This window comes from Pseudoalteromonas sp. 2CM28B (assembly GCF_023161935.1).
This window is the reverse complement of sequence record NZ_JALNTH010000005.1, coordinates 1-21,911: the sequence shown is the minus strand read 5'-3', so window position 1 is coordinate 21,911 and position 21,911 is coordinate 1. Positions and strand designations below refer to the sequence as shown.

19 protein-coding genes are annotated in these 21,911 nt (G+C 37.0%); 14 read left to right on the top strand and 5 right to left on the bottom strand.

Features of this window, described 5'->3' with window-relative positions:
- Window positions 1-208: 208 nt before the first annotated feature.
- From MTN96_RS08985 to MTN96_RS08975, 3 genes are all read right to left on the bottom strand, one after another.
- Window positions 209-2,056, bottom strand: coding sequence for an acyltransferase family protein (locus tag MTN96_RS08985; protein WP_282447015.1), 1,848 nt, complete (start codon window positions 2,054-2,056; stop codon window positions 209-211).
- 223 nt (window positions 2,057-2,279) lie between these two features.
- On the bottom strand, window positions 2,280-3,176 hold the full coding sequence (locus MTN96_RS08980) for a sulfotransferase family 2 domain-containing protein (protein WP_248451586.1): 897 nt from the start codon (window positions 3,174-3,176) through the stop codon (window positions 2,280-2,282).
- Entirely contained in the window at window positions 3,173-4,480 is a 1,308-nt protein-coding gene (locus MTN96_RS08975) for a flippase (protein WP_248451585.1), read from the bottom strand. The genes MTN96_RS08980 and MTN96_RS08975 overlap by 4 nt, the downstream gene beginning before the upstream one ends.
- A gap of 133 nt (window positions 4,481-4,613) precedes the next feature.
- On the opposite strand from MTN96_RS08975, the gene MTN96_RS08970 reads away from it, so the two are divergent.
- Both MTN96_RS08970 and wecA read left to right on the top strand, forming a co-directional pair.
- On the top strand, window positions 4,614-5,768 hold the full coding sequence (locus MTN96_RS08970) for a polysaccharide pyruvyl transferase family protein (RefSeq protein WP_248531286.1): 1,155 nt from the start codon (window positions 4,614-4,616) through the stop codon (window positions 5,766-5,768).
- Between the two features lie 163 nt (window positions 5,769-5,931).
- Entirely contained in the window at window positions 5,932-6,984 is a 1,053-nt protein-coding gene (wecA, locus tag MTN96_RS08965) for a UDP-N-acetylglucosamine--undecaprenyl-phosphate N-acetylglucosaminephosphotransferase (RefSeq protein ID WP_308200587.1), read from the top strand.
- Between the two features lie 86 nt (window positions 6,985-7,070).
- On the opposite strand, the gene pssE is transcribed toward wecA, so the two are convergent.
- Together pssE and pssD are read right to left on the bottom strand one after the other, a co-directional pair.
- Window positions 7,071-7,520 (bottom strand): PssE/Cps14G family polysaccharide biosynthesis glycosyltransferase, encoded by a 450-nt coding sequence (gene pssE, locus MTN96_RS08960; protein WP_248451583.1) that lies wholly within the window; start codon window positions 7,518-7,520, stop codon window positions 7,071-7,073.
- A complete protein-coding gene (gene pssD, locus MTN96_RS08955; protein ID WP_248451582.1) occupies window positions 7,517-7,993 on the bottom strand; it encodes a PssD/Cps14F family polysaccharide biosynthesis glycosyltransferase in 477 nt (158 codons plus the stop codon). Before pssD ends, pssE begins: the two co-directional genes overlap by 4 nt.
- Window positions 7,994-8,573: 580 nt before the next feature.
- Here pssD and MTN96_RS08950 point away from each other — a divergent pair.
- The 12 genes from MTN96_RS08950 to rfbD all read left to right on the top strand — a co-directional run bounded on the left by MTN96_RS08950 (window position 8,574) and on the right by rfbD (window position 20,763).
- Complete coding sequence (locus MTN96_RS08950; protein WP_248451581.1) at window positions 8,574-9,494, top strand: Wzz/FepE/Etk N-terminal domain-containing protein; 921 nt, start codon at window positions 8,574-8,576, stop codon at window positions 9,492-9,494.
- A gap of 198 nt (window positions 9,495-9,692) precedes the next feature.
- A complete protein-coding gene (locus MTN96_RS08945; protein ID WP_248531285.1) occupies window positions 9,693-10,973 on the top strand; it encodes an O-antigen ligase family protein in 1,281 nt (426 codons plus the stop codon).
- Window positions 10,963-11,841, top strand: coding sequence for a glycosyltransferase (locus tag MTN96_RS08940; protein ID WP_248451579.1), 879 nt, complete (start codon window positions 10,963-10,965; stop codon window positions 11,839-11,841). Before MTN96_RS08945 ends, MTN96_RS08940 begins: the two co-directional genes overlap by 11 nt.
- Before the next feature lies 1 nt (window position 11,842).
- The gene (locus MTN96_RS08935; protein WP_248451578.1) at window positions 11,843-12,922 is read left to right on the top strand and encodes a glycosyltransferase family 4 protein; all 1,080 of its coding nucleotides are present in this window, start codon (window positions 11,843-11,845) and stop codon (window positions 12,920-12,922) included.
- Between the two features lie 310 nt (window positions 12,923-13,232).
- A complete protein-coding gene (locus tag MTN96_RS08930; protein WP_248531283.1) occupies window positions 13,233-13,625 on the top strand; it encodes a hypothetical protein in 393 nt (130 codons plus the stop codon).
- 5 nt (window positions 13,626-13,630) lie between these two features.
- On the top strand, window positions 13,631-15,361 hold the full coding sequence (locus MTN96_RS08925; RefSeq protein WP_248451575.1) for a polysaccharide biosynthesis/export family protein: 1,731 nt from the start codon (window positions 13,631-13,633) through the stop codon (window positions 15,359-15,361).
- Window positions 15,362-15,364: 3 nt separating this feature from the next.
- Window positions 15,365-16,150: an ABC transporter permease gene (locus MTN96_RS08920; protein WP_248531281.1), complete on the top strand. Its 786-nt coding sequence runs from the start codon at window positions 15,365-15,367 to the stop codon at window positions 16,148-16,150.
- 18 nt (window positions 16,151-16,168) lie between these two features.
- Window positions 16,169-16,819, top strand: coding sequence for an ABC transporter ATP-binding protein (locus MTN96_RS08915; RefSeq protein ID WP_248531279.1), 651 nt, complete (start codon window positions 16,169-16,171; stop codon window positions 16,817-16,819).
- 2 nt (window positions 16,820-16,821) lie between these two features.
- Window positions 16,822-18,297, top strand: a complete 1,476-nt coding sequence (locus tag MTN96_RS08910) for a lipopolysaccharide biosynthesis protein (RefSeq protein ID WP_248531278.1) — start codon at window positions 16,822-16,824, stop codon at window positions 18,295-18,297.
- 69 nt (window positions 18,298-18,366) lie between these two features.
- Window positions 18,367-19,278: a glucose-1-phosphate thymidylyltransferase RfbA gene (rfbA, locus tag MTN96_RS08905; RefSeq protein ID WP_248531276.1), complete on the top strand. Its 912-nt coding sequence runs from the start codon at window positions 18,367-18,369 to the stop codon at window positions 19,276-19,278.
- Window positions 19,279-19,289: 11 nt separating this feature from the next.
- Window positions 19,290-19,838, top strand: coding sequence for a dTDP-4-dehydrorhamnose 3,5-epimerase (gene rfbC / locus MTN96_RS08900; protein WP_248531269.1), 549 nt, complete (start codon window positions 19,290-19,292; stop codon window positions 19,836-19,838).
- 16 nt (window positions 19,839-19,854) lie between these two features.
- Window positions 19,855-20,763: a dTDP-4-dehydrorhamnose reductase gene (gene rfbD / locus MTN96_RS08895; protein WP_248531267.1), complete on the top strand. Its 909-nt coding sequence runs from the start codon at window positions 19,855-19,857 to the stop codon at window positions 20,761-20,763.
- Window positions 20,764-21,911: the final 1,148 nt, after the last annotated feature.

Here is a 21,911-nt window from a genome sequence, read left to right as displayed (position 1 = left end):
ACCTCGCGGCGCGATTTAATTGCCCTAGATTGAATGAATTTTAATCTACAAAGGCCAGCGTGCCCTAATTATCAACACGCTTTTCCAACCTCAAAATAGATCACTCAATTAAGCGGATTGGTATAAATTAGGAAATTGGCGTTGCTCAAATCATTAAGTAACGCCTTAGTTTATAGTATATAAAGGTGGAAAGTTTAACCTGCTGATTTTAATTGATTATTTTAGGATGGATATAGGTTTTAGCTACAAAGTTAGAACCTTCAACTGTTAAATGCCCATAGTCAAATGCCATCAATGTATCATCGATTTTAGCTCTACAGTTAAGTTTGCTCTCTCGGTAAGAGCATAAGTTCTTTAGCATATCTATGTAGATAAAATTCTTGTTTTGCGCATGGAGCTCATTTAAATAAGCGTTACTCTTTAAAATTCTCTTATCAAAGTTAGGGTCTGAAATAAAGACTTCACCCTTATGCCTTTGTAAATAAATGGCAGGTAATGAAGGCTTCCATTGCGGTAAAGGGCCTATTATTACAACTTTTAATACACCCATTGAATGTAGCTGTTTAATTGTATTTTCCCAATCGTTTTTTTCGTGCCAACCTCGTTGACCCAATACTACAATCTCAGGTTTATTATCTAAAACAACCTGATATGCTAAATCGTTAGAGTAATCACAACCAACATCATGGCGGTCAAAGCCATTCTTACGATGCACAAAAGAAGGAGCGCAACCTGAGGAGGTTAATAGGTTGAAGGGCATACTATCCCCAAGAGATTTCCTTAAACCGGTTGAAATTGATCCTATATGTGAATCTCCCCACAGAAAAATACCCCCTTGCTCTGAGCTGATACAATCATTTCCAACTTTGGGCTTTTTAGTCTTAAGAATCCGGTATGAAGCATTACATTTTAAAAATAAACCGGAGGGATCCATTTCATAATTTTTGTAGGTTTCTATAAACTGATTGTCTGTACCTTGAGATTTTGCTCGCATGTCAAAGTTACCGTCATAAACATTCACGGTTAAAGCTGAGGCTAAGGCAGTTAATAGTAATACAGCAGTGGTGTAGCCAGATATTTTCTTTTCTATTAATTTATAAGAGATCATACCTAACAAAATTGATAACAGTATCAATAAAAGAATATTTTTGGTGTTATCAATTAAATAGCCATTCATAAAGACCACTAAAGGCCAATGCCATAAATAAATAGAGTAAGACCATGTACCTAGTTTTTGAAATACAGCGTTATTCATTAATCGGCTATCATCACGATGAGCAATAATAATAAAAAACGTCCCAAGGGCAGGGAACAATGCCAAGTAGCCGGGCCAAATACTTTCTTTTGAAACCAAAACGTAACTGCTGATCACCAACAATAAACCAAAATATTCTAGTAGTTTCTTGCGCTCAACCTTTATTTGCAAAGGGTATAGAAAAGCTAACCCACCGAGCATCATTTCCCACGCTCTTGCTGGCAATAAATAATAAGCAGCAGTAGGCCATTTGTTAGATGCAATAATGCATAAAATAAAGCTTAAAACCGTAGCAACTAAAATACTTGCTTTCATTACTTTTACAGGCATGAATTTTTTCATTGCAACTAATACTAAGGGGTAAAGTATATAAAATTGCCATTCGACAGAGAGTGACCACGAATGTAATAGCCACTTTTCATGGGATACAGCGTCAAAGTAACCAGACTCTTTCCAATAGGTTATATTTGAAAAAAAGCCTAACGAAGAAATTATATGTTTAGAAATAGTGGAAAAAGAATAGTTAAGCTCAAAAAACCAAGCAAAAATTAATAGCGCTATACATAGCACGGCCAACGGTGGAATTATTCTATTTGCACGGGCTTTATAAAACTTAATAATAGAAAAAGTTTGCTGCTCTATTCCTTTAAATATTATAGCGGTCATTAAAAAACCAGAAATAACAAAAAAGACATCAACACCGGCAAACCCGCCAGACATCCAAGATTCATTAAAATGGTACAAAACAACGGCGATAACAGCTAAAGCCCTAAGTCCATTTATATCTTTCCTAAACTGCAAAACAACCACCTTTATCTAATTTGAAGAAGCCAGATTATACAAGCTAACGATTTGGCAATAACATTAAATTGCCTTATAAATATTTTAAAACAATAATATACGAAGTATGTAACAGGTATTTATAGGGTTTTCTTTGCACAACTAACGACCTTAAATCAATAGCATTACTACACAACTAATACAGAAATAAAATAGTAGAACATGCGATGATCTTACTTAAGGGTTATTTGTACTTATCTTCTGCGCGTAAATAATTTTGCGTATCAAAACGACACAAATGCTCGATTTTTTGTTTTATTTTTGGCTCATTAAAATACGTTTGCAGGGTGCTTTTTACTTCCTGTTTTTTCTCATCTAAAAAGCTATCTGTTGTATTGTGATTGCCAATCAGAATCTCTTTTTTAGAGATTGTTTTAACTTGTTCACTAAACCCATTTAAATCATCTAAAAAGCCTACAACTTTAAATTTCTCTAGATTATTTAAAAACTCTGTTTGCATGTAAGTCGCATCAGTTTCATCTTCAGCAAAGCGCCCTGTAATACACATACTCATTACATTAGCCATTTGCCAACCTCTACGATGCTCTAAAATTCTATCTACTTCGCCAATTAGATTGTCAGAGTTAATATTATTAGGGGCCATTAAAGGAAGTGGGTTGGTTAACTTATTATATATATAGTTAGATATGAATCTTGATATAGGCTCTCTTAGAACCGTAACAAAATTCTTTTGTTGCCCGTATTGCTCAAGTAAATATTTATTACTGCATACGTGGCCGCTTATATATTGCCAATCTTGGGATAGGTAATAGGCTAGCAGCCCACTTAACTGTTTCGCGTGATGATCGCTAAATTTAGCAATACTATCTAAATCATTAACCTTTTGATTGAAAGTAGCTAAGCTCATTTCAATTGCACCTTCGCGGCTGAATCTTGGCTGTCCCGCTTTTGCAAACTGCTCGCGCATTGCTAAATCAATTGATATTCCTCCCGACTTAGGTATGTGTATAAATACAAAGCCAGATTGATCTTGTGTTGATTTTCCTATGCGGTGTAATTTAACGTCATAGCCCAATTGATTAATAAGGAGTTTAATATTTTTCTTTAAATTTGAGGTCATTTTTTATTCGCGAGTAGTTGGTTTATTAATGATTTAATAATTAAAGGCGAGTTTAACATAGACTGATGCAAAATTAGGGTGTAGTCCCTCGTTTTCGGCTGAAAAAATAAAAAACCATAACTCGCCACCATATAAGATATGACGGTAGCCCATGCAGCTCCAACACCTGCATAATGAGGTATTAACAGAGCATTTAAGGCTATGTTTACAATAGCCCCTGATAAGCTCGACACTAAGCTATATTTGTAAAGTTTTTCAATAATGAGCCATTTAGATAATATAGCCCTTTGGAATATAAATACACTAGCAAATATATGAATACTTAGTATTTGTGCACTTGATTGATAATCACTCCCATATATTAGCTTAATTAATGTTGGCGCAATAAAATACGTTGATATGCTCAATATTAATGCACATAAAACTAAGATGGTTATTAGGTTTTTCAATAGTTTTAGGTACTTAGGGTAACTATTAAATCTATATTTACTTAGTTGTGCTGTAAAAGCATTAGCAATTAATACTGGAAACACATACCAAACTTCAGACAGTTTAGCTGCGGCTGCATAATAAGCTACAGATTGAGTATCAACAAGATTAGCTAACATTATTTGATCGATTTTTAAATATATTGTTGCAGCTATACCTGAAAATAATAACCACTTTCCTTTTTGTGCTAATGCAATATAACTAAGTTTACTAGTAGGTCGCTTAATGAAATGGTGATGTTTACCAAGTAAATATATTAATACATAACTAAGACCAATAAGTGCATACTCTAACCCTTGTAATAGGATTAATAAGCTTAGAGGCGCACTATTTAAAATTGCAGCACATTTAAAAGCGTTTAATATTAAAAGTAGGAATAGTCTCACTTTTAGTAATATACCAACCTGCTCCCTCCCTAAAAAATAAAACTCAACAACATAAAACACTGTAAAACTTTGTAATACTATGAGCATCAAAATGTTAGTTGAATTATCTCCATCGAGAAAAAGTACTAAAAAAATGGCTAGAATTATTGATAACCCAGCTCCAAAAAAACGAACAATTAAAGCACTTTTTAGGTAGTAATGAGCGTTTGTTGGGTTTTTAGATATGTATTTAGTGACAACATTATTTAACCCCATAATACTCAGGGGTAAAAATAGTCCCGCAACTGAAAGAATATAAGAAAATTGCCCAAAAGTTTCAGGGCCAGCGTAGCGCGCTAATAGCACACTGTTAAAAAAGCTTAAAAAAAGTAAAATACACTTTTCTATGATTAACAATAGACTGTTTTTTATACCAGAAGAGGTAGGCATGGTTTCTCATGACGTAAAATTTCAAAGCGGCTAACTATAACCTATAAAAAAAACACTGTAAAAGGTTGTAAGGAGCATTCCAGCTGTATAAGATCCGCTGTCGGATTTAAATATGTGTGCTAGAGGAAGGGTAATGTTGATTGAAATTAAAGGTGTTCAGTTTGTAAATAAAGGCGCAGAGCTTATGCTATATGCTATTTTACAACAGTTAAAAGAACAATTGCCTGATGCAGAAATATGCTTAGCCCACAATGCAAACTCTCCTTATACTAAAAGGGCTGAAATAGGTGCATTTCAAAAAGTTGGTTTATTGAAAAATATTGTAGATTTAAACCGTGTTTTTTATTTTGTACCAAAAAAAATACGCCAGTATTTTAAGAATAGATTTGGCATAGTTACTGAAGCCGATATTGATGTGATACTTGATGCTTCAGGTTTTAGCTATGGCGACCAATGGTCTGATCTTGTTTTGCATCAAGTAGCAAATGAAGTTACTAGGCTAAAAGCACAAAATAAAAAGTATATTTTCTTGCCACAATCTTTAGGCCCTTTCACGCGCGAAGAAAACAAAAAGTATGCACAAAAAGCATTTTCTAACGCGAGTTTAGTTTTTGCTCGAGAAGAGCCTTCGTTTAATCATATTGAAGAGCTTAATGGTGCAAGTACGAACCTATTCAGAGCACCTGATTTTACAAATTTATTATGCCCAGAAAATAGTCAATTTTTTGCTAAATATAAAGATTACTTTGTGGTTATACCTAACTCAAAAATGCTAAGTTCAAAAAATAAAGATACTAGTTGGAAAGCTAATTATGTTGACGTTATTAAAACGCTTATAGAAAAAGCTTTAGCTGACGGAGAGCATGTTGTTATTTTGAATCACAGTGGCAACGATGATAGCGAATTATGTTCTTTAATTCAGAACGGGTTAAGCAAAGTGTGCGATATTATTGAGCCTGAAACTGCATTAGAAGTTAAGGCCGTGATTGGCGGCGCAAAAGCAGTAGTAAGCTCTCGTTTTCATGGATGTGTAAGTGCTCTATCTCAAGGGGTTCCATGTTTAGCTACAAGTTGGAGTCATAAATATTTAGAATTGTTTAAAGAATATAACAGCGAGCACTTACTACTTAATTCAAAAAGTAGTAAGGATTCCCTACATAACTCTTTAGAGCAAGTACTTAACCCAGAAAAACAGTGGTTAAAAGGCTTAAAAGATAATGCAGAACATTATAAACTACAAAGCGCTGAAATGTGGCAGCGTGTAGTAAATGTTGTTAAAGGTAGATAAGTGTTACCTTTTGTAATTTAGATGTTTAAAAGTAACAGCTTGGCTTATATTTGATATAACTTTAAGCTGTTTTTATTTATGTGGCGATCGACTATAATACGCCTGCTCCACATCAAGGATGAACAAATGGATAAGGGATTTACATTTAAAAAGGTAAAAAACTGTGATAGCTAATAACCTAGGATTGTTTTTATGCTCTTTTCTGAGTCTCTTCTTTTTTCGTAAAGTTGCTATCTATATAAATTTAGTTGATGAGCCAAATGCTCGAAAACATCATGCCGGATCTGTTCCGCTAATTGGCGGATTGGCTGTATTTATCGTCGTTTTCTCATACCTTCTTGTTTTCCCAAATACAATCTCATCATCAATGTTGTACCTTGGTTGCGCTGGCATTTTATTATTTGTTGGTCTGCTTGATGATATGTACGATATTAGCTTTAGGTTACGTTTATTTTTACAAATAATCATCTCTGTTATTATGATGACTTTTGGCGGGTTAGTATTAAATCATGTAGGTGCAATTTTTGGTGGTAACAGCATTGATTTGTCGCATTTCGGGTATGTGATGACAATTATTGCCGTAGTTGGGGCAATTAATGCTTTTAATATGGTGGATGGAATAGACGGTTTGTTAGGAGCGCTTGCGACTATAACTTTTAGTTCTTTAGGTATTTTGTTTTATTTAAATAACCAACAGGAGTTGACCGCTTTCTGTACAGCTATTGTATTTACTATTGTTCCTTATATTTTAATGAATTTAGGCATTCCTTTAGGTCAGCGTTTTAAAGTGTTTATGGGTGATGCAGGAAGTACTGTAATTGGCTTTACAGTGGTTTGGTTATTACTGGAAGGTTCGCAGTCTGGTGAGTTTAGTGCATTTAGCCCTGTAACAGCTCTATGGTTGGCAGGAATCCCCATAATGGATGCGGTATCAACTATAATTAGGCGTCTAAAGAAAAGACAGTCGCCTTTCAAGCCAGACCGAGAGCATCTTCACCATATATTACAAAGACTTGGTTTAGGTCCGAAAAGAACCCTGACTGTAATCTGTTTTATTGCGAGCATTTTTGCTGGGGTAGGTATCACAGCTCAAATTTATAACATCCCTGACTACATTATGTTTTATGGATTTCTTCTTTGCTTGGTTGTATATAATCAAGTAATGATGAACATTTGGAAATTTACCGTTGCTATTAGACGTTGGATAAAAAGTTAGGTTAAAAAAGCTTTTTACGTATTTATAATTGAAAAGTTACAGTATCCATTTAAAGTCAAATTTAGTGTTTAACTGTTCTGTAAAAACTATTTAAATATATTTATAAGATCTTCAGTTAAAAAGAAAGGCTCTTTTATATATGGCTTTGCTTGAAAACTGTCTATCTGTTTTATACAGGTGTCTATTTGTTTCAATTTGTGACAAACAATAGCAAATGAGTTATGTTCAAGATAAGCCGTTAAATCTGCTTGATGTTTATCTACACGTTCGTAATTGGGTACCACAATACATTTTTTTTCTTTTTCTAGTAATTCAAACACAGTTCCAGCTCCAGCATGAGTAATAACAACATCCGCATCATCAATGTAATCAGAAAATTGCTTTGAAAAAGTAAAATACGACCCACTTTCTGGTTTATAAGCACTTGAGCTAATTTGAAATGTAAATTCATGGTTTGTATGATTTTTTGCAACCAGATCAACCGCACGAACTAGTGATTTAAAAGGCGAAGAACCCACTGTTACTAAAATTTTCATAGGCGTCCACAAAATTTAGAGTTTTTATAAAGCTTTTCTTGTTCTTTGTTTTGAACCCAAAACTCACTACTTAGTTTTGACATAATGCGCCCAGTTATCGAGCGAGAATAAAAACGACAAAACGTTTCTATAAATATAACCTTTTTACCAAATAGCCTTAAAATTAATGAAGGTATAATTGCTATCCCTGGGCCGGTTGATATAAGGCCAACTACTTCATACTTGTAACAAAGCTTTAAAGTGGAAATACAAGAATGTAAAGCACCTATTACCGCCATAAATATAGATTTAAAACGATTTTGTTTATGGCGCACATCTCCTAATTTATAATGCATTACTTCTGGGGCAAGAGCGGAAGGTCCCATCGACGTGAACACCAAAGACGATTTAGAAATTTTCTCATACAGTAACTTCATTTCTTGCTTATGGCCGCCTTCACCATAAATAAGTAATGTAACTTTTTGTTTTAACATATTAATCTTTCTATTGGTTGTCAGTAGTTCAAAATAACGTCTAACTTTAATGTTATACGCCGTATGTATGCCATTATAAAAGGCTGCCAATATTTCGTACAAAACCCGAAACAGAGATATTTAGTGGGGCTAATTTAAAGATGTATCACAATGGCTAATATACGCAGTCCAGATAAAACCCGCTTAACAAAACGTACAAAAGTATGCTTAAAATAATCATAAGCTAGTTAAAAAGAATGCTCCCTTAATAATAGTTAGGCTCAAATGTGTATTAAAGAGCGCCATATTAGCTGATACTCTTTACCTAGTCACATAGTTTCTAAGCTTTTAGTACTTGTTTATCTTTAGAGTTATAACCTTCAAAATTTGGGTTTACATTTAGATGAGATATCTACAGCCCGCTATTTTTGTATTAACGTGTTATTTATTTAACTTTGACATGAAGGATTAATTTAGTAGGCAACAATTCTTATTCGAAAACTCTTATTTGTATAGTTCTAGTATCTATAAAGCATTTCTATAGAAGATGCTGTTTGGTATACTAGCGGCCTTTTATAGGTTAGATTGATTAGGCAGTATCATGGATCGTAATGTTGAAGCTATTGAGCAAGATATAGATACCACATTATCTCACTTACTTAAGTATAAGTGGTTAATTATAATAGGAACGGTGCTATCGGCAATTTTATCTGTGGTTGTTGCTATAAATCAACCGAACACTTATACAACACAAGTTTTTTTATCGCCTGTTAGCAAGTCAGACAGCGGTGGCTTAGCAAATCTTGCTGGTCAATTTGGCGGTTTAGCTAGTTTGGCTGGTGTCTCTCTTGGCGGCTCCCAAGGTTCGGATGTAGATGCCGCCTTAGAATTTATGGGTAGCCGTGGCTTTTTACAAACATTTATAAATAAAAGAAACCTGATGCCCGACCTCCTAGCTCTAGAGTCATGGGATAAAGACACTAAAACCCCAATATTTGATTTAGATACTTACGACCCTAAAAATAAAGTTTGGACACGTAAAGCCCCGCCAGGTAAATCCGTGATTCCTACTGCATGGGAAGGATATGAAAAGTTATTAAGTCAAATAAATGCTACCGACTTGACAAAGAAAGGGTTAATAGAGCTTAAAATAACAACTGTCTCCCCCGAATTATCTGTAAAACTTACTAATTGGTTGATAGAAGATATTAATGAATTTTGGCGAGTGAAAGATACAACCGAAGCAGAGGAGGTTATCGAATATTTAAAGGAGCAGGCAGCTAAAACTAATGTGAGTGAGCTACGTTCAATTTTCTATGAGTTAATTGCTGATCAGACAAGAACAAAGTTATTGTCATCTGTTGGAGATTATCATCTATTAAAGCCTTTATCTGAGGTCATATATCCTGAAGAAAAATCAGGCCCTTCACGAGCTTTAATATGCATAGGGATTACATTTTTAGGTGGACTATTCTCCTTGATTATTGCTTTTATATTTACACTTCGCTCAAGAGAAAAGTAACGTGGCGAACGCGATGATTCAGTCGTATTGGAGGGGGTTTCTGCGCCTCAGTAAAATACGTTTATCTGCGCCGAGTCGAATGCAACCCTCCTTGGTTGCATTTTTATGTAGAGGCTATTTTAAAATATCCAACAATAGTAATAAGTTAAGCCAAACTACTTATTGCATATTACTCAGTGAACAGTTGGATTTAATCTGATGGGAAAATATTCAGCTGGCGATATTAACCAGCCTTCTTTTTTACATAAATTGTGTTTAATCATGATGAGTCTATATTTGCTTGCAGACATAGCGTCAGGCTTTTTTGTAATTCAGCTGGGTATAGACTTAAAAATATCGCTTTTATATAAACTACCTTTAACTGCGCTTGTATTTATCCTTATTTTATCGTTAGCACCAAAGTACTTTTTAGCATTGTGTTGTATATTAACTACGTTGCTCTTAGGCCCGGTATTGCAACTTTTAAGTAAAGCGAATTTTACTTTTTTTGTTGCTGACTTCTCATACGTTTATAAAATGCTAATGCCTATCTCTATCTTTATTTACTTTGGCTTGCTAGCAGCAAGATGGAGAAGGTTTACAATATTTTGGCTCGAAAAAATATTACTAAGCAACTTTATCATTTTATGCTTTAACTTATTTATTGGTGCTCTAGGGTTTGGACGAGCGAGCTATTCATTGCAAGATGGTGAAACAGCAGGGTCAAATGGTTTTATCTATGCTGCTAATGAACTTGGTGGCGCAATGGTTGTTTTATTTTCGTTTGCACTACATTGGTGTTGGAACGAAAAGCCTAAATGGTATTTCATATTTTCTTTATTTACTGTCTTATGCGGGTTATTAGTTGCAACCAAAACGGCTATGTTAGCAGCGCTAATGCTTATTTTTCTTATACCAATAGCAAATGAAAGAGAGAAAATATTTAGTATCACGAAATTAAAATGTATTATTTTTATACCTATGATTGCAGTAGTTGTAGCCATTTTTTTCTTGATAACAGACTTGTTACAAGCAATAGGGCTATACGACCGTTTAGCACATATACTAAGTGAGCAAGGCATTTTAGGAGTAATATGGTCAGGACGTGATGAATACGTACGTGACCTGCTGACGGTATATATTGACCGCCTTGATTTTTGGCAGCAACTTGTTGGGGTTGGTACTTCTGGTGTTGCCCAATACATTCCCAGAAAGTACACTTCTGAGGTAGATCTTATAGACGCTTTAGTGTGGTTTGGCCTTCCTGGGGTCGCCACGTGTTTGGGATTTTATGTATTAACCTTGTTAAAAGCCGCAAGTCAATTTGTAAACCCAAATTCTAAGTATAGCCCTAGTGTGTTTGTAGGGCTCTTCATTTTGTTTTTTTTAGCGCAATTAAGTGGTCATATCTGGATGTCTGGAACATTAGGTATTGTTTTAGGGTGCTTCCTATCACTACTGTGGGTTGATAATAAGAAGGAAAGTAAATTTGAAAAATAATATGCCCTTGGTGTCTGTTTGGGTACCAACTTACAACCGACTAGAGTTATTAAAAAGAGCCGTTAAATCGCTCCAAAATCAAACTTACCCAAACATAGAAATCTTTATTGTAGATAATGGTTCTACAGACGGTACTCAAGAATACTTAAAAGAGCTTAGTCAAACATATACAAATATAAAGCATCATCTTTTCGATAAAAATGAAGGGGCTTGTAAAGCAAGAAACTACGCTATTAAAAATTCAAATGGGCTGTTTGCAACAGGGCTTGATGATGACGATGAATTTTTGCCTACGAGAATAGAGGAACTTGTTGCAGGGTTTGATGAGCAATATGCTTTTGTATGTAGCGGTTATAACTGGGACTACGGTAATGTTAGAAAACAGCTACAAAATACCGATCTTATTATCGATTTAAATACTCAGCTAAACTTTAACCACGCATCAAATCAAGTGCTTACGTATAGGGAGCGCCTCATTGATGTTGGTATGTTTGATGAATCCATTGTATCTTCACAGGATTGGGAGCTATGGACTAGGATGATCATACAGTATGGTCCAGCCAAACGAATAGCAAAAGCATCTTATGTTATTCATACAGCCCATGATAAACCTCGAATAACAGATAGTCTGAATAAGCGCTCTGTGGGCTTTAAACAGTACTTTGAACGTTACGGACACCTTATGTCAAAAAGTAACAAAAGGTGTTACGGTTTTATGGTTCATTACAGCGATGGAAAAAAAACAACTTTCACGACAGTGTTAAAGTACTTCACACCCGCCATATCAACAAAAATATTAAAAGCATGGCTAGCTTCAACATTCCCTTATTTAGCTCAAAAGCGTTTAAAGCGTCTTAAAGAGGACTAATGTGAATAAAATTTGTTTTATTTCTAACCTATTTCCTTCAGAGCGCGATCCATCATTTGGCAGCTTTGTAGCTAAAAATTATCAGCAACTCAAAGATCAGGGTTATCAAATAACAAGTAAAGTGGTAATAGACCGTCGTACACACGGAATCAAAAAACTCTTAAGTTATGTACGTTTTTTACTTAAAGGTTTGTACGCTATAGGCAAGAGAGACTACGACTTTATATATTTTCATTATCTAACTTATTCAACTATTTGCTTACTGCCTTATTTAATGATTCGAAAGCCAAAATATGTAGTAAATATACACGGAGATGACTTAGTTGGCACTTCTCTAATACATAAAGTAATGGGAGTAGGCACATCATTAATTTTAAGGCATAGTGCAGCTGTTGTGGTTCCTTCTGCATTTTTTAAAAGTACACTCCTTAATTTGTATCCTTGGTACAGTGAGCATAAAGTTATAGTGTCTCCTTCAGGAGGTGTTGACTTTAATGCTTTTAAACCATTAAAAGAGCGAAGTAAAGATCGCTTTATTTTAGGCTACGTTTCACGTATTGATGAGGGAAAAGGGTGGCCAGAGCTATTAGAAGCAGTTGCTTTAATTAAATCTAATCAGCCTGAGTTACTAAAGCAATTTCAGTTAAAAATGTATGGCACTGGTGCTGAAGTCGAATTACTTAAAAGTAAAATCGAACAACTAAATCTTACCTCAGTCGTTACTTACTATGGTGCATTAGAGCCTCTTCAGCTTATCGAAAAATACAATGAAATGAATGCGTTTATATTTCCTACCCACCGTGAAAGTTTTGGCTTAGTGGCTGTAGAATCGTTAGCATGTGGTACACCTGTACTTGCATCCAATATCACTCCTGTTAATGAGGTTGTTGTAAATGGTGTTAATGGTCTGCTGTTTGAGAAAGAAAATGCACACCAAATAGCAGAACAAATCATTGCGATATTACAAATGAGTGAGTCAGATTATTTTAGTTTAGCTAATAATACACGTGAATCAGTGCAGCGTTATAATGCCGAACGTGTAGCAAATTTATTGAGTGAAAACTTAAGGTTAGTCTTATAGTATTGTTATTTTGAATGTAAAAGTAAAAAGCATAATTTAAATTGTTATTGTTAATATTATGTTCAGGCTGATTTTTCAAAATGAGTACCTGTTCGTCACTAGATTAGAATTGTTAGGTGCTGGATATAGACGGCTAATATAAGTATAATTGGCTTTGTTGGTATCGTAGCTAAGATATGCTTAGTTCAAGAACGGATTCTATAAATAACTCTGTCGTATTACTTATTAGTACTACGTTATAAAGTTATTTTAAGTCAAAATTAAAGTTACTAGGTTCTAGTTCCCCCCCCCAAAGGATTAAAATTTTAATATGAAAAAAAATAGTTTAATCATATTGTTTTCACCAATCGTTTTTATGCTTGGCTGTGCTTCGTCACCTCCAGTTATTAAGGCATCTGTTGCTTTAATTGACAAGCCGATACAATCACAACCAACTAACCTAACACTTCCGCCGGCACTTAATGAGGCATTACAAACCCGTCCTCAAGGCTATGCCAGTATTTATAAAGGCGTGCTATTTTCGTTAGGAAAAAAATACACATCGGCTCTAGGATTGGAGTGCCGTGCACTTTATTTAAGCAACGAAAATAATAAAGTTAAAAAAGAGCGCAGAACAGTATGTAAAGACCAAACTTCAAACCAATGGTCAGTTACTCCTCAAGTAAGCGATAACAAAAATAGCCACATAAGCTTTGGAGTTTAAATAATATGAACATATTAAACTACAGTCATCGACTCATAAGCACGGTAATAATTTTTGCAACTATTGCAATGCTTAGTAGTCAGGCAAGTGCAGCACAAGCGGTATCGCTTAACCAGTTAGAGCAAGCAGGGGCTGCACAAGCAAATGCTTCAAATGCATCACTTGAAAATGGCACTTATAACAAAGCAAACCGCTCAGGCACATTATTACCAGGCGAAATGTCTGCTTCGCAGCTGTTACCTTCAGCTGAGGCTGGTTTGCCCCCCCCCTATGGCGCAAATTTATTTGCAGGCGGTTACGAAAGTGAGCGTCAAGACGGATTAAATGATGACTATACAATAGCCCCGGGCGATAAAGTATCAATATGGTTATGGGGTGCAATTAACCAGTCTGAAGTTATCACGGTCGATAACCAAGGTAATTTATTCATAACTAATATTGGCCCGGTGCATGTTGCCGATGTAAAAGCGAGTCAGCTTAATAGTTACGTTACCAACAAAATTAAGCAGGTTTACAAAAAAAGTGTCGAAATATACGTAAATTTACTTACCGCAACGCCGGTAAGTGTATACATAAGCGGCAGTGTTGCACGCCCAGGGCAATATGCCGGTATCGCATCAGACAGCATATTATATTACCTTAAGCGAGCAGGCGGTATAGATTCAGAGCGTGGTAGTTACCGCAGCATAAAAGTACTACGAGACAATAAAGTAATCCAAGACATAGATTTATACGATTTTATCTTAAAAGGTTATTTGCCTAAATTTAACTTTAAAGATAACGATGTAATATTGGTCGAGCGTCAAAAAGCAACAGTTGTAGTATCGGGAAGTGTACGCGCCCCATTTAGGTTCGAATTTAAAAATTCCCAAGCAACCGGTGCCCAACTCGCTAACTTTGCGCTTCCTTTGAGCAAAGTAAGCCATGTAGGTATTGTAGGTGATAGGGTTGATGGCCCCTTTTCGGTGTACTTACCCTATGGTGAATTTAAAACGTTTACTTTAAAAGATGGTGATCGTTTAATCTTTAATGACGATATACGTGCTCAAGTACTTGATATACAACTCACAGGTAGTTATTTAGGGCCTTCGTACTATGCCGTTAAAAAAGACACTCGCTTACACGATTTGCTTGCAAATATAGAAATTAACAACGAGCTTGCAGATTATCAGTCGATTTATATTCAGCGTAAAAGTGTGGCTGCTAAACAAAAAGAAATGATTGAGCAATCTCTCGATAGGCTAGAACGTAGTATATTTACGGCGCCAGCATCATCAGACGGTGAAGCAAAAATAAGAGCTGAAGAAGGCCGAATGATATTGGAATTTACCGAGCGAGCGCGTAAAGCTGTGCCATTAGGTAAAGTTGTTATTTCTGATGGTGGCAAAGTGGCTAATGTTCGCTTAGAGCAAGGGGATATTATTCATATACCTGCAAAAACCGATTTAGTACATGTAAGTGGTGAGGTACTAATGCCACAGTCATTAGTTTATAACGAGCAAGCTACAATTAAAGATTATGTTGCGTGGGCCGGTGGCTACAGCGAGCGAGCCAACTATGAACAAATAATGGTAATTCACCCTAATGGCATGATAGACCTTGATGCCACAGGACCACTAAAAGCGGGCGACCAAATTTTAGTGCTCCCTAAAGTAGATACTAAGCTAATGCAATCGGTTAAAGATATTACGCAAATTATTTACCAAATTGCTATAGCAGCAAACGTAGCTACCTAAATAATGACTGCAGTAATTAAACGCAATAATTGGGCAATATGGCGCGATGTTATATTTGCCCTGTTTGTACGCGAAATACGCACAGGCTTTAATGATAGGCTGGGATTAGCCTGGGCGGTTTTTCAGCCGCTCAGCTTTATATTTATGCTATCGTATATTCGTGGCCGAATGGATGGGGGTTTAAGCCATGGCATACCTACCTTCGAGTTTATGATGTATGGCATGCTACTTGTGCAACTGTTTTTAGATTCGTTTATGAATGTATCTAACTCCCTACAAAAAAATAAAGCGTTATTTGCCTTTAGGCAAGTGCAGCCTATTAGCAGTGCAATAGCGGTAGGTAGCTTTTATTTTTTGGTTAAATTAGCTGTGTTTTTATTAATATTTGTGATCATGTATTTTTTAGGGATGGATTTTGAGGTTAACGATCCGCTTTATTTAATGCTTAACATTTTAGGATTATGGATCATTGGCTTTTCGGTGGGATTATTATTTGCTATTGGGCAGTGCTATGTACCTGAGCTGGGTAAATTGAAAACCGTAATATCTAGGCCCTTATTTTTTATATCTGGTGTGTTTTTTTCGATGCAGGATATACCTAAGGAGTATTGGCCCTACCTTGATTGGAATCCTATTTTGCACGCAATAGAGCTTTCACGTCATGCAGCATACAAAACATACCCTACCGATGGCGTTAGCGAATTCTACTTGTTTTCATCAGCGCTAGTTTTACTGTTTTTTGCATTAGCGACATATCACGTGTCGTGGAAACAGGCAATTAGCCGATGACGGATACAAGGCTAAATAATGATTAAGCTAAACAACGTAACTAAATATTATCCCTCAACACTAGGTAACCAGTACATTTTTAAAAATGTAACCTTTGAAATACCCAGTGGGCACAACATTGCTATTTTAGGCTCAAACGGTGCGGGTAAATCAACTTTATTTAAAATGTTAGCAGGCAGTGAATACCCCAATAAAGGCGAAATTATCACCGATTTACACCTTTCGTGGCCGGTAGCATTGGCCACGGGAATACACCCGCAAATGAGTGGCGCCGAAAATGCCCGCTTTATAGGCATGATCAACGGTGTAGCCGATTTAGACCTATATGTTCGCAGGGTGCGGCACTTTGCTGAATTAGGCCCTAAATTTGACCTACCTGTAAATACGTACTCAAGTGGTATGAAGCCTCGGCTAGCATTTGCATGCTCAATAGGTATAGATTTTGATGTTTACTTAATCGACGAAGTCACTTCTGTTGGGGATGCTAATTTTAGAAACAAAACGCGCCAAGCGCTTACTCAAAAAAGTAAAAGCGCCAATGTTATTATGGTTAGCCACGAGATGGACGAACTGCGCCACTTTTGCGACAGTGCAATTGTGCTCCATAAAGGCGAACTTACTTTTTACAACGATTTAGAGCAAGGAATTGCTCATTACCAGGCATTATAACTATGAGTCAACAAGCGGTAGATAAAATAGAGCAACGTTTTCAAGATATTGGTTTAAAAACCGATAAGGCTATTTGGGATGATGGCGAAGAATTAATTGGCCTTGCCAAACAAGTCGAGCCGAACGACATATATTTAGCTCGTCGAATTATGCAGCGTGCCCGTAACTTAAAACCCCAAAGCGAGCAAATAAATAAAGAACTTGAGCGCTTATCAACAAAAATAGCGGGCAAAGCAAAGCAAACGCAAACAAGCTCATCTACAGAAAAAAATGTTGCCGGCAATTTAAATAAAAATAAACATATTCTAAAAGCACACAGTTTTTATGCAGAGCTAAGCAAAAAACCACGCTTTAAAACATACACTCAGCCATGGTTTTTGCTCTTAATATTACCATTTGTGTTATTTGCTTTTTATCAGCTTGTGTGGGCGGCACCAAGGTACGAAAGCAGAGCACAGCTTATTATTCAGCAGCCAGATGGTATGGCGACGATGGACCCATCAATGGCGATACTCAGTGGCTTAGGGGTGAGCTCAAGCTCGACTGCTGATACAGAAATAGCCAAAGCCTATATTCACTCTGAAGATATGCTTAACTATTTACAAGCTCACAGTAATATAAAGCAGCATTATTATGAAGGGGGCGATATTTTTTCACGCTTAAGTGCTAATGCTAGTATTGAAGATTTACTCAAGTATTATCAAGATCACACTACAATTGAAATCGATGAAAACTCTGGGGTTATAAAAATACTTGTTCAGGGGTTTACACCAGAGTTTGCAAAGCAATTAACGCAAACCATAGTAAACCGCGCAGAGTGGTACATAAACTCTATAGGTCACCAATTGGCAGATGCGCAGCTTAAATTTATAAAAACAGAACATACTAAAGTAGAGCAGCGCCTACGTAACGCACAAAGTAAAATTTTAGCCTTTCAGCAAAAAAACAACTTACTAGACCCTGAGGCAGAAGGCGCAGCGTTGCAGCAAATTACGTATGGGTTAGAAAGCGAAATAGCGACTAAAAGCGCTCAATTAAAAGGGCTGCGCTCAACCATGACCGAAAAAGCACCTCAAGTAGTTATGTTAGAGGCAGAGCTCAGCGCATTAAAAATTCAGTTAGAGCTTGAGCGAGAAAGGCTCTCGCAACAGCAAGGCACAGGTAGTAATTCAGCAACAGCTAAACCTGTAAATACAAACGATACTGCTGTAAGTGAAGTGCTAGCGCAATTTTCGGATTTAAAAATAGAGCTAGAACTGGCTATAAAAGGTTATACAGCATCAGAAGTGTCGCTTGATAAAGCCCGTATAGAGGCTTACCGCCAGTTAAAATATTTAATAGTGGTAGAGGCACCAACCCTACCGCAAGATAATCAATACCCTAAAACGCTATACAATATTTTACTGTTTGCTGTGTTACAGCTTATGCTTTTTGGTATTGGCAAAATTATTTTAGCAACAGTAAAAGAGCTCAGATAACGTTAAGCTAAAAGGGAGTAGGCTTAACAAAAACTTAAATACAAAGTGAAAAAATAAATCGGATACATAATGAACATAGTAACTGCTCCAAAACAAGAATCGACTCGCAAAGGTATAATTTTAGCGGGAGGCTCTGGCACCCGTTTGTACCCACTTACAAAAGTGGTAAGCAAACAGTTAATGCCTGTTTACGATAAGCCAATGATTTTTTACCCTGTATCCACATTAATGGTTGCTGGCATAACCGAAATTTTAATTATTGCCACTCCAACTGAGCTACCTCGCTTTAAAGAGCTATTAGGCGATGGCAGCGCATGGGGAATTAGTTTTGAATACGTAGAGCAACCGAGCCCCGATGGCCTAGCGCAGGCATTTTTATTAGCCGAGGATTTTTTACAGGGCCGAAGTGCAGCATTGGTATTAGGCGACAACTTATTCTATGGTCACGACTTATCGGTATCGTTGCAAAATGCAACAAAGTGTGAGAATGGCGCTACTGTATTTGGCTACCATGTAGCTAATCCAGACTCTTATGGTGTGGTTGAGTTTGATACAAACGGCAAAGCAATATCAATAGAGGAAAAGCCAACCAAGCCTAAATCAAATTATGCAGTGCCAGGTTTATACTTTTTTGACAACCGAGTGGTTGAGTTTGCTAAAAATGTAAAGCCATCAGAGCGTGGTGAACTTGAGATTACCGATGTGATTGATCAATATTTAGCAAACAAAGAGTTAAATGTTGAAATAATGGGCCGAGGTACTGCATGGCTTGATACCGGCACATTAGATGACCTACTTGATGCAGCTAATTTTATTCGCGCAATAGAAAAACGCCAAGGTTTAAAAATTAACTGCCCAGAAGAAATAGCCTACCGTATGGGTTACATAAATGCAGAGCAGCTTAAAAAGTTAGCAAAGCCGCTTAAAAAGTCGGGCTATGGTAAGTACTTACTAGGGCTGTTAGAGCAAACTGTATTTTAATAGGTATTAAAATGAAATTTATTGAAACCGAAATACCAGATGTAAAAATAATAGAGCCACAAGTGTTTGGTGACGAGCGCGGCTTTTTTATGGAAACCTTTCGCACATCGCTTTTTAATGCGCATTGTGGCAAGCGCACCTTTGTTCAAGAAAACCACAGTAAATCGGCGCATGGCATACTGCGTGGCTTACACTACCAAACACAAAATACCCAAGGTAAATTAGTGCGTGTTACCCAAGGTGAAGTGTTTGACGTAGCGGTAGATATGCGTAAAAGCTCGCCTACTTATGGGCAATGGGTAGGGGTAATGCTGTCTGCCGAAAATAAACGTCAGCTTTGGGTGCCAGAGGGGTTTGCTCACGGCTTTTATGTAACCAGTAAAAGCGCTGAATTTGTATATAAGTGTACCGATGTATACAACCCAAATGCAGAGGTATCAATTAAGTGGGACGATCCAACGCTTAAGATAGATTGGCCATTAGTAAATGGTAAAGCGCCTCTGCTTTCAGCAAAAGATGAAGCCGGCCTCGCATTTAATAATGCCCCCACATTTTTATAAGTAAAGTTAGTAAAACATGAAAGTATTAGTAACAGGTAAAAATGGCCAGTTGGGTAATGAACTGGCTAAGCTGTGCCCTACGAATGTAGAGCTAGAATTATTTAGCAGTAAAGAATTAGATATAACCAATATGGCTGCGTTAAACGAGGTGTTAATTACACACTCACCTGATGTGGTGATTAACGCAGCAGCCTATACTGCGGTAGACAAAGCCGAAACCGAAACCGAGCAAGCCTATGCTGTAAACGAGCAGGGCGCTGCTAATTTAGCTACTGTGTGTAAAACAATTGGTGCTAAGTTGATTCATGTTTCAACCGATTTTGTGTTTGATGGAACAAAAACCACCCCCTACGAAGCAAACGACATAACCAACCCATTAAGTGTGTACGGTGCATCGAAGTTAGCGGGCGAGCAAGCAATAAACAATGTATTAGGCAGCCAAGCTATAATTGTGCGCACTGCGTGGGTGTACTCTGTTTTTGGGAATAATTTTGTCAAAAGCATGTTGAATTTAATGCAACAAAAAGAGCATTTAGGTATAGTGGCAGACCAAATAGGAACGCCTACATGGGCTGCAGGGCTTGCTAAGATGATATGGGCATTAGCTACTCAACAAAATCAAAAAAGCGGTATAAATTCAACACTAAATAGCAATAAAACAACAATTTTAAATTGGACTGATGCAGGTGTAGCATCATGGTTTGACTTTGCTGTAGCAATACAAGAGCTTGCTATAGAAAAGGGGCTGTTAAGTAAAGCAATAACAATACGCCCTATACCGGCAACTAGCTACCCTACACCGGCAAAGCGCCCCGCGTTTAGCGTGTTAAATAAAGCGCAAGCAGAACAGTTGAGTGGCGTGCAAACAATACATTGGCGTTCACAGTTAAGTGATATGTTAGATGAACTAGCGCTAAAAATTTAACCCGTAGACGCGTTATTAAAAGCTTATCGGTGTAGCGCGCGGCGCCTCTGTGCTCTCGGTGGTCAAATTGTTTTGGGTTAAACGCATAAAGTGATTAAGAGATTATTATCACCACAGAGAACACAAAGAAGAGAAAGAGAAGCAATAGTTACTTGTAGACGCACAGCTTGCTGGCGTTAATAACTTCTCAGTGTAGCGCGCAGCGCCTCTGTGCTCTCGGTGGTGAAATAGTTTAGGGTTAAGCCCATTCAAGTGATTAAGAGATTGTTATCACCACAGAGAACACGGAGAAGAGAAGGAGAAGATCTTTCTCAGTGTAGCGCGAAGCGTCTCTGTGCTCTCTGTGCTCTCGGTGGTCAAATTGTTTTGGGCTAAACGCATAAAGTGATTAAGAGATTATTATCACCACAGAGAACACAGAGAAGAGAAAGAGAAGATCTTTCTCAGTGCAGCGCGCAGCGCCTCTGTGCTCTCGGTGGTAAAATTGTTTTGGGTTAAACGCATAAAGTGATTAAGAGATTATTATCACCACAGAGAACACGGAGAAGAGAAGGAGAAGATCTTTCTCAGTGCAGCGCGCAGCGCCTCTGTGCCCTCGGTGGTAAAAATGGTTTGGGCTAAATGCACAAAGTGATTAAGAGATTATTATCACCACAGAGAACACAAAGAAGAGAAAGAGAAGCAATAGTTACTTGTAGACGCACAGCTTGCTGGCGTTAATAACTTCTCAGTGCAGCGCGCAGCGCCTCTGTGCTCTCGGTGGTAGATTTGTTTTTAAATAAACGATGAAAGTGATTTTATTACCACAGAGGATACAAAGAAGAGAAGGAGAAGTAATTATTACTTGTAGACACACAGCTTGCTGGCGTTATTAATAACTTCTCAGTGTAGCGCGCAGCGCCTCTGTGCCCTCGGTGGTAGATTTGTTTTTAAATAAACAACGAAAGTAATTTTATCACCACAGAGAACACGGAGAAGAGAGGGAGAAGATCTTTCTCAGTGCAGCGCGAAGCGCCTCTGTGCTCTCGGTGGTGAAATAGTTTAGGGTTAAGCCCATTCAAGTGATTAAGAGATTAAGAGATTATTATCACCACAGAGAACACGGAGAAGAGAAGGAGAAGATCTTTCTCAGTGTAGCGCGCAGCGCC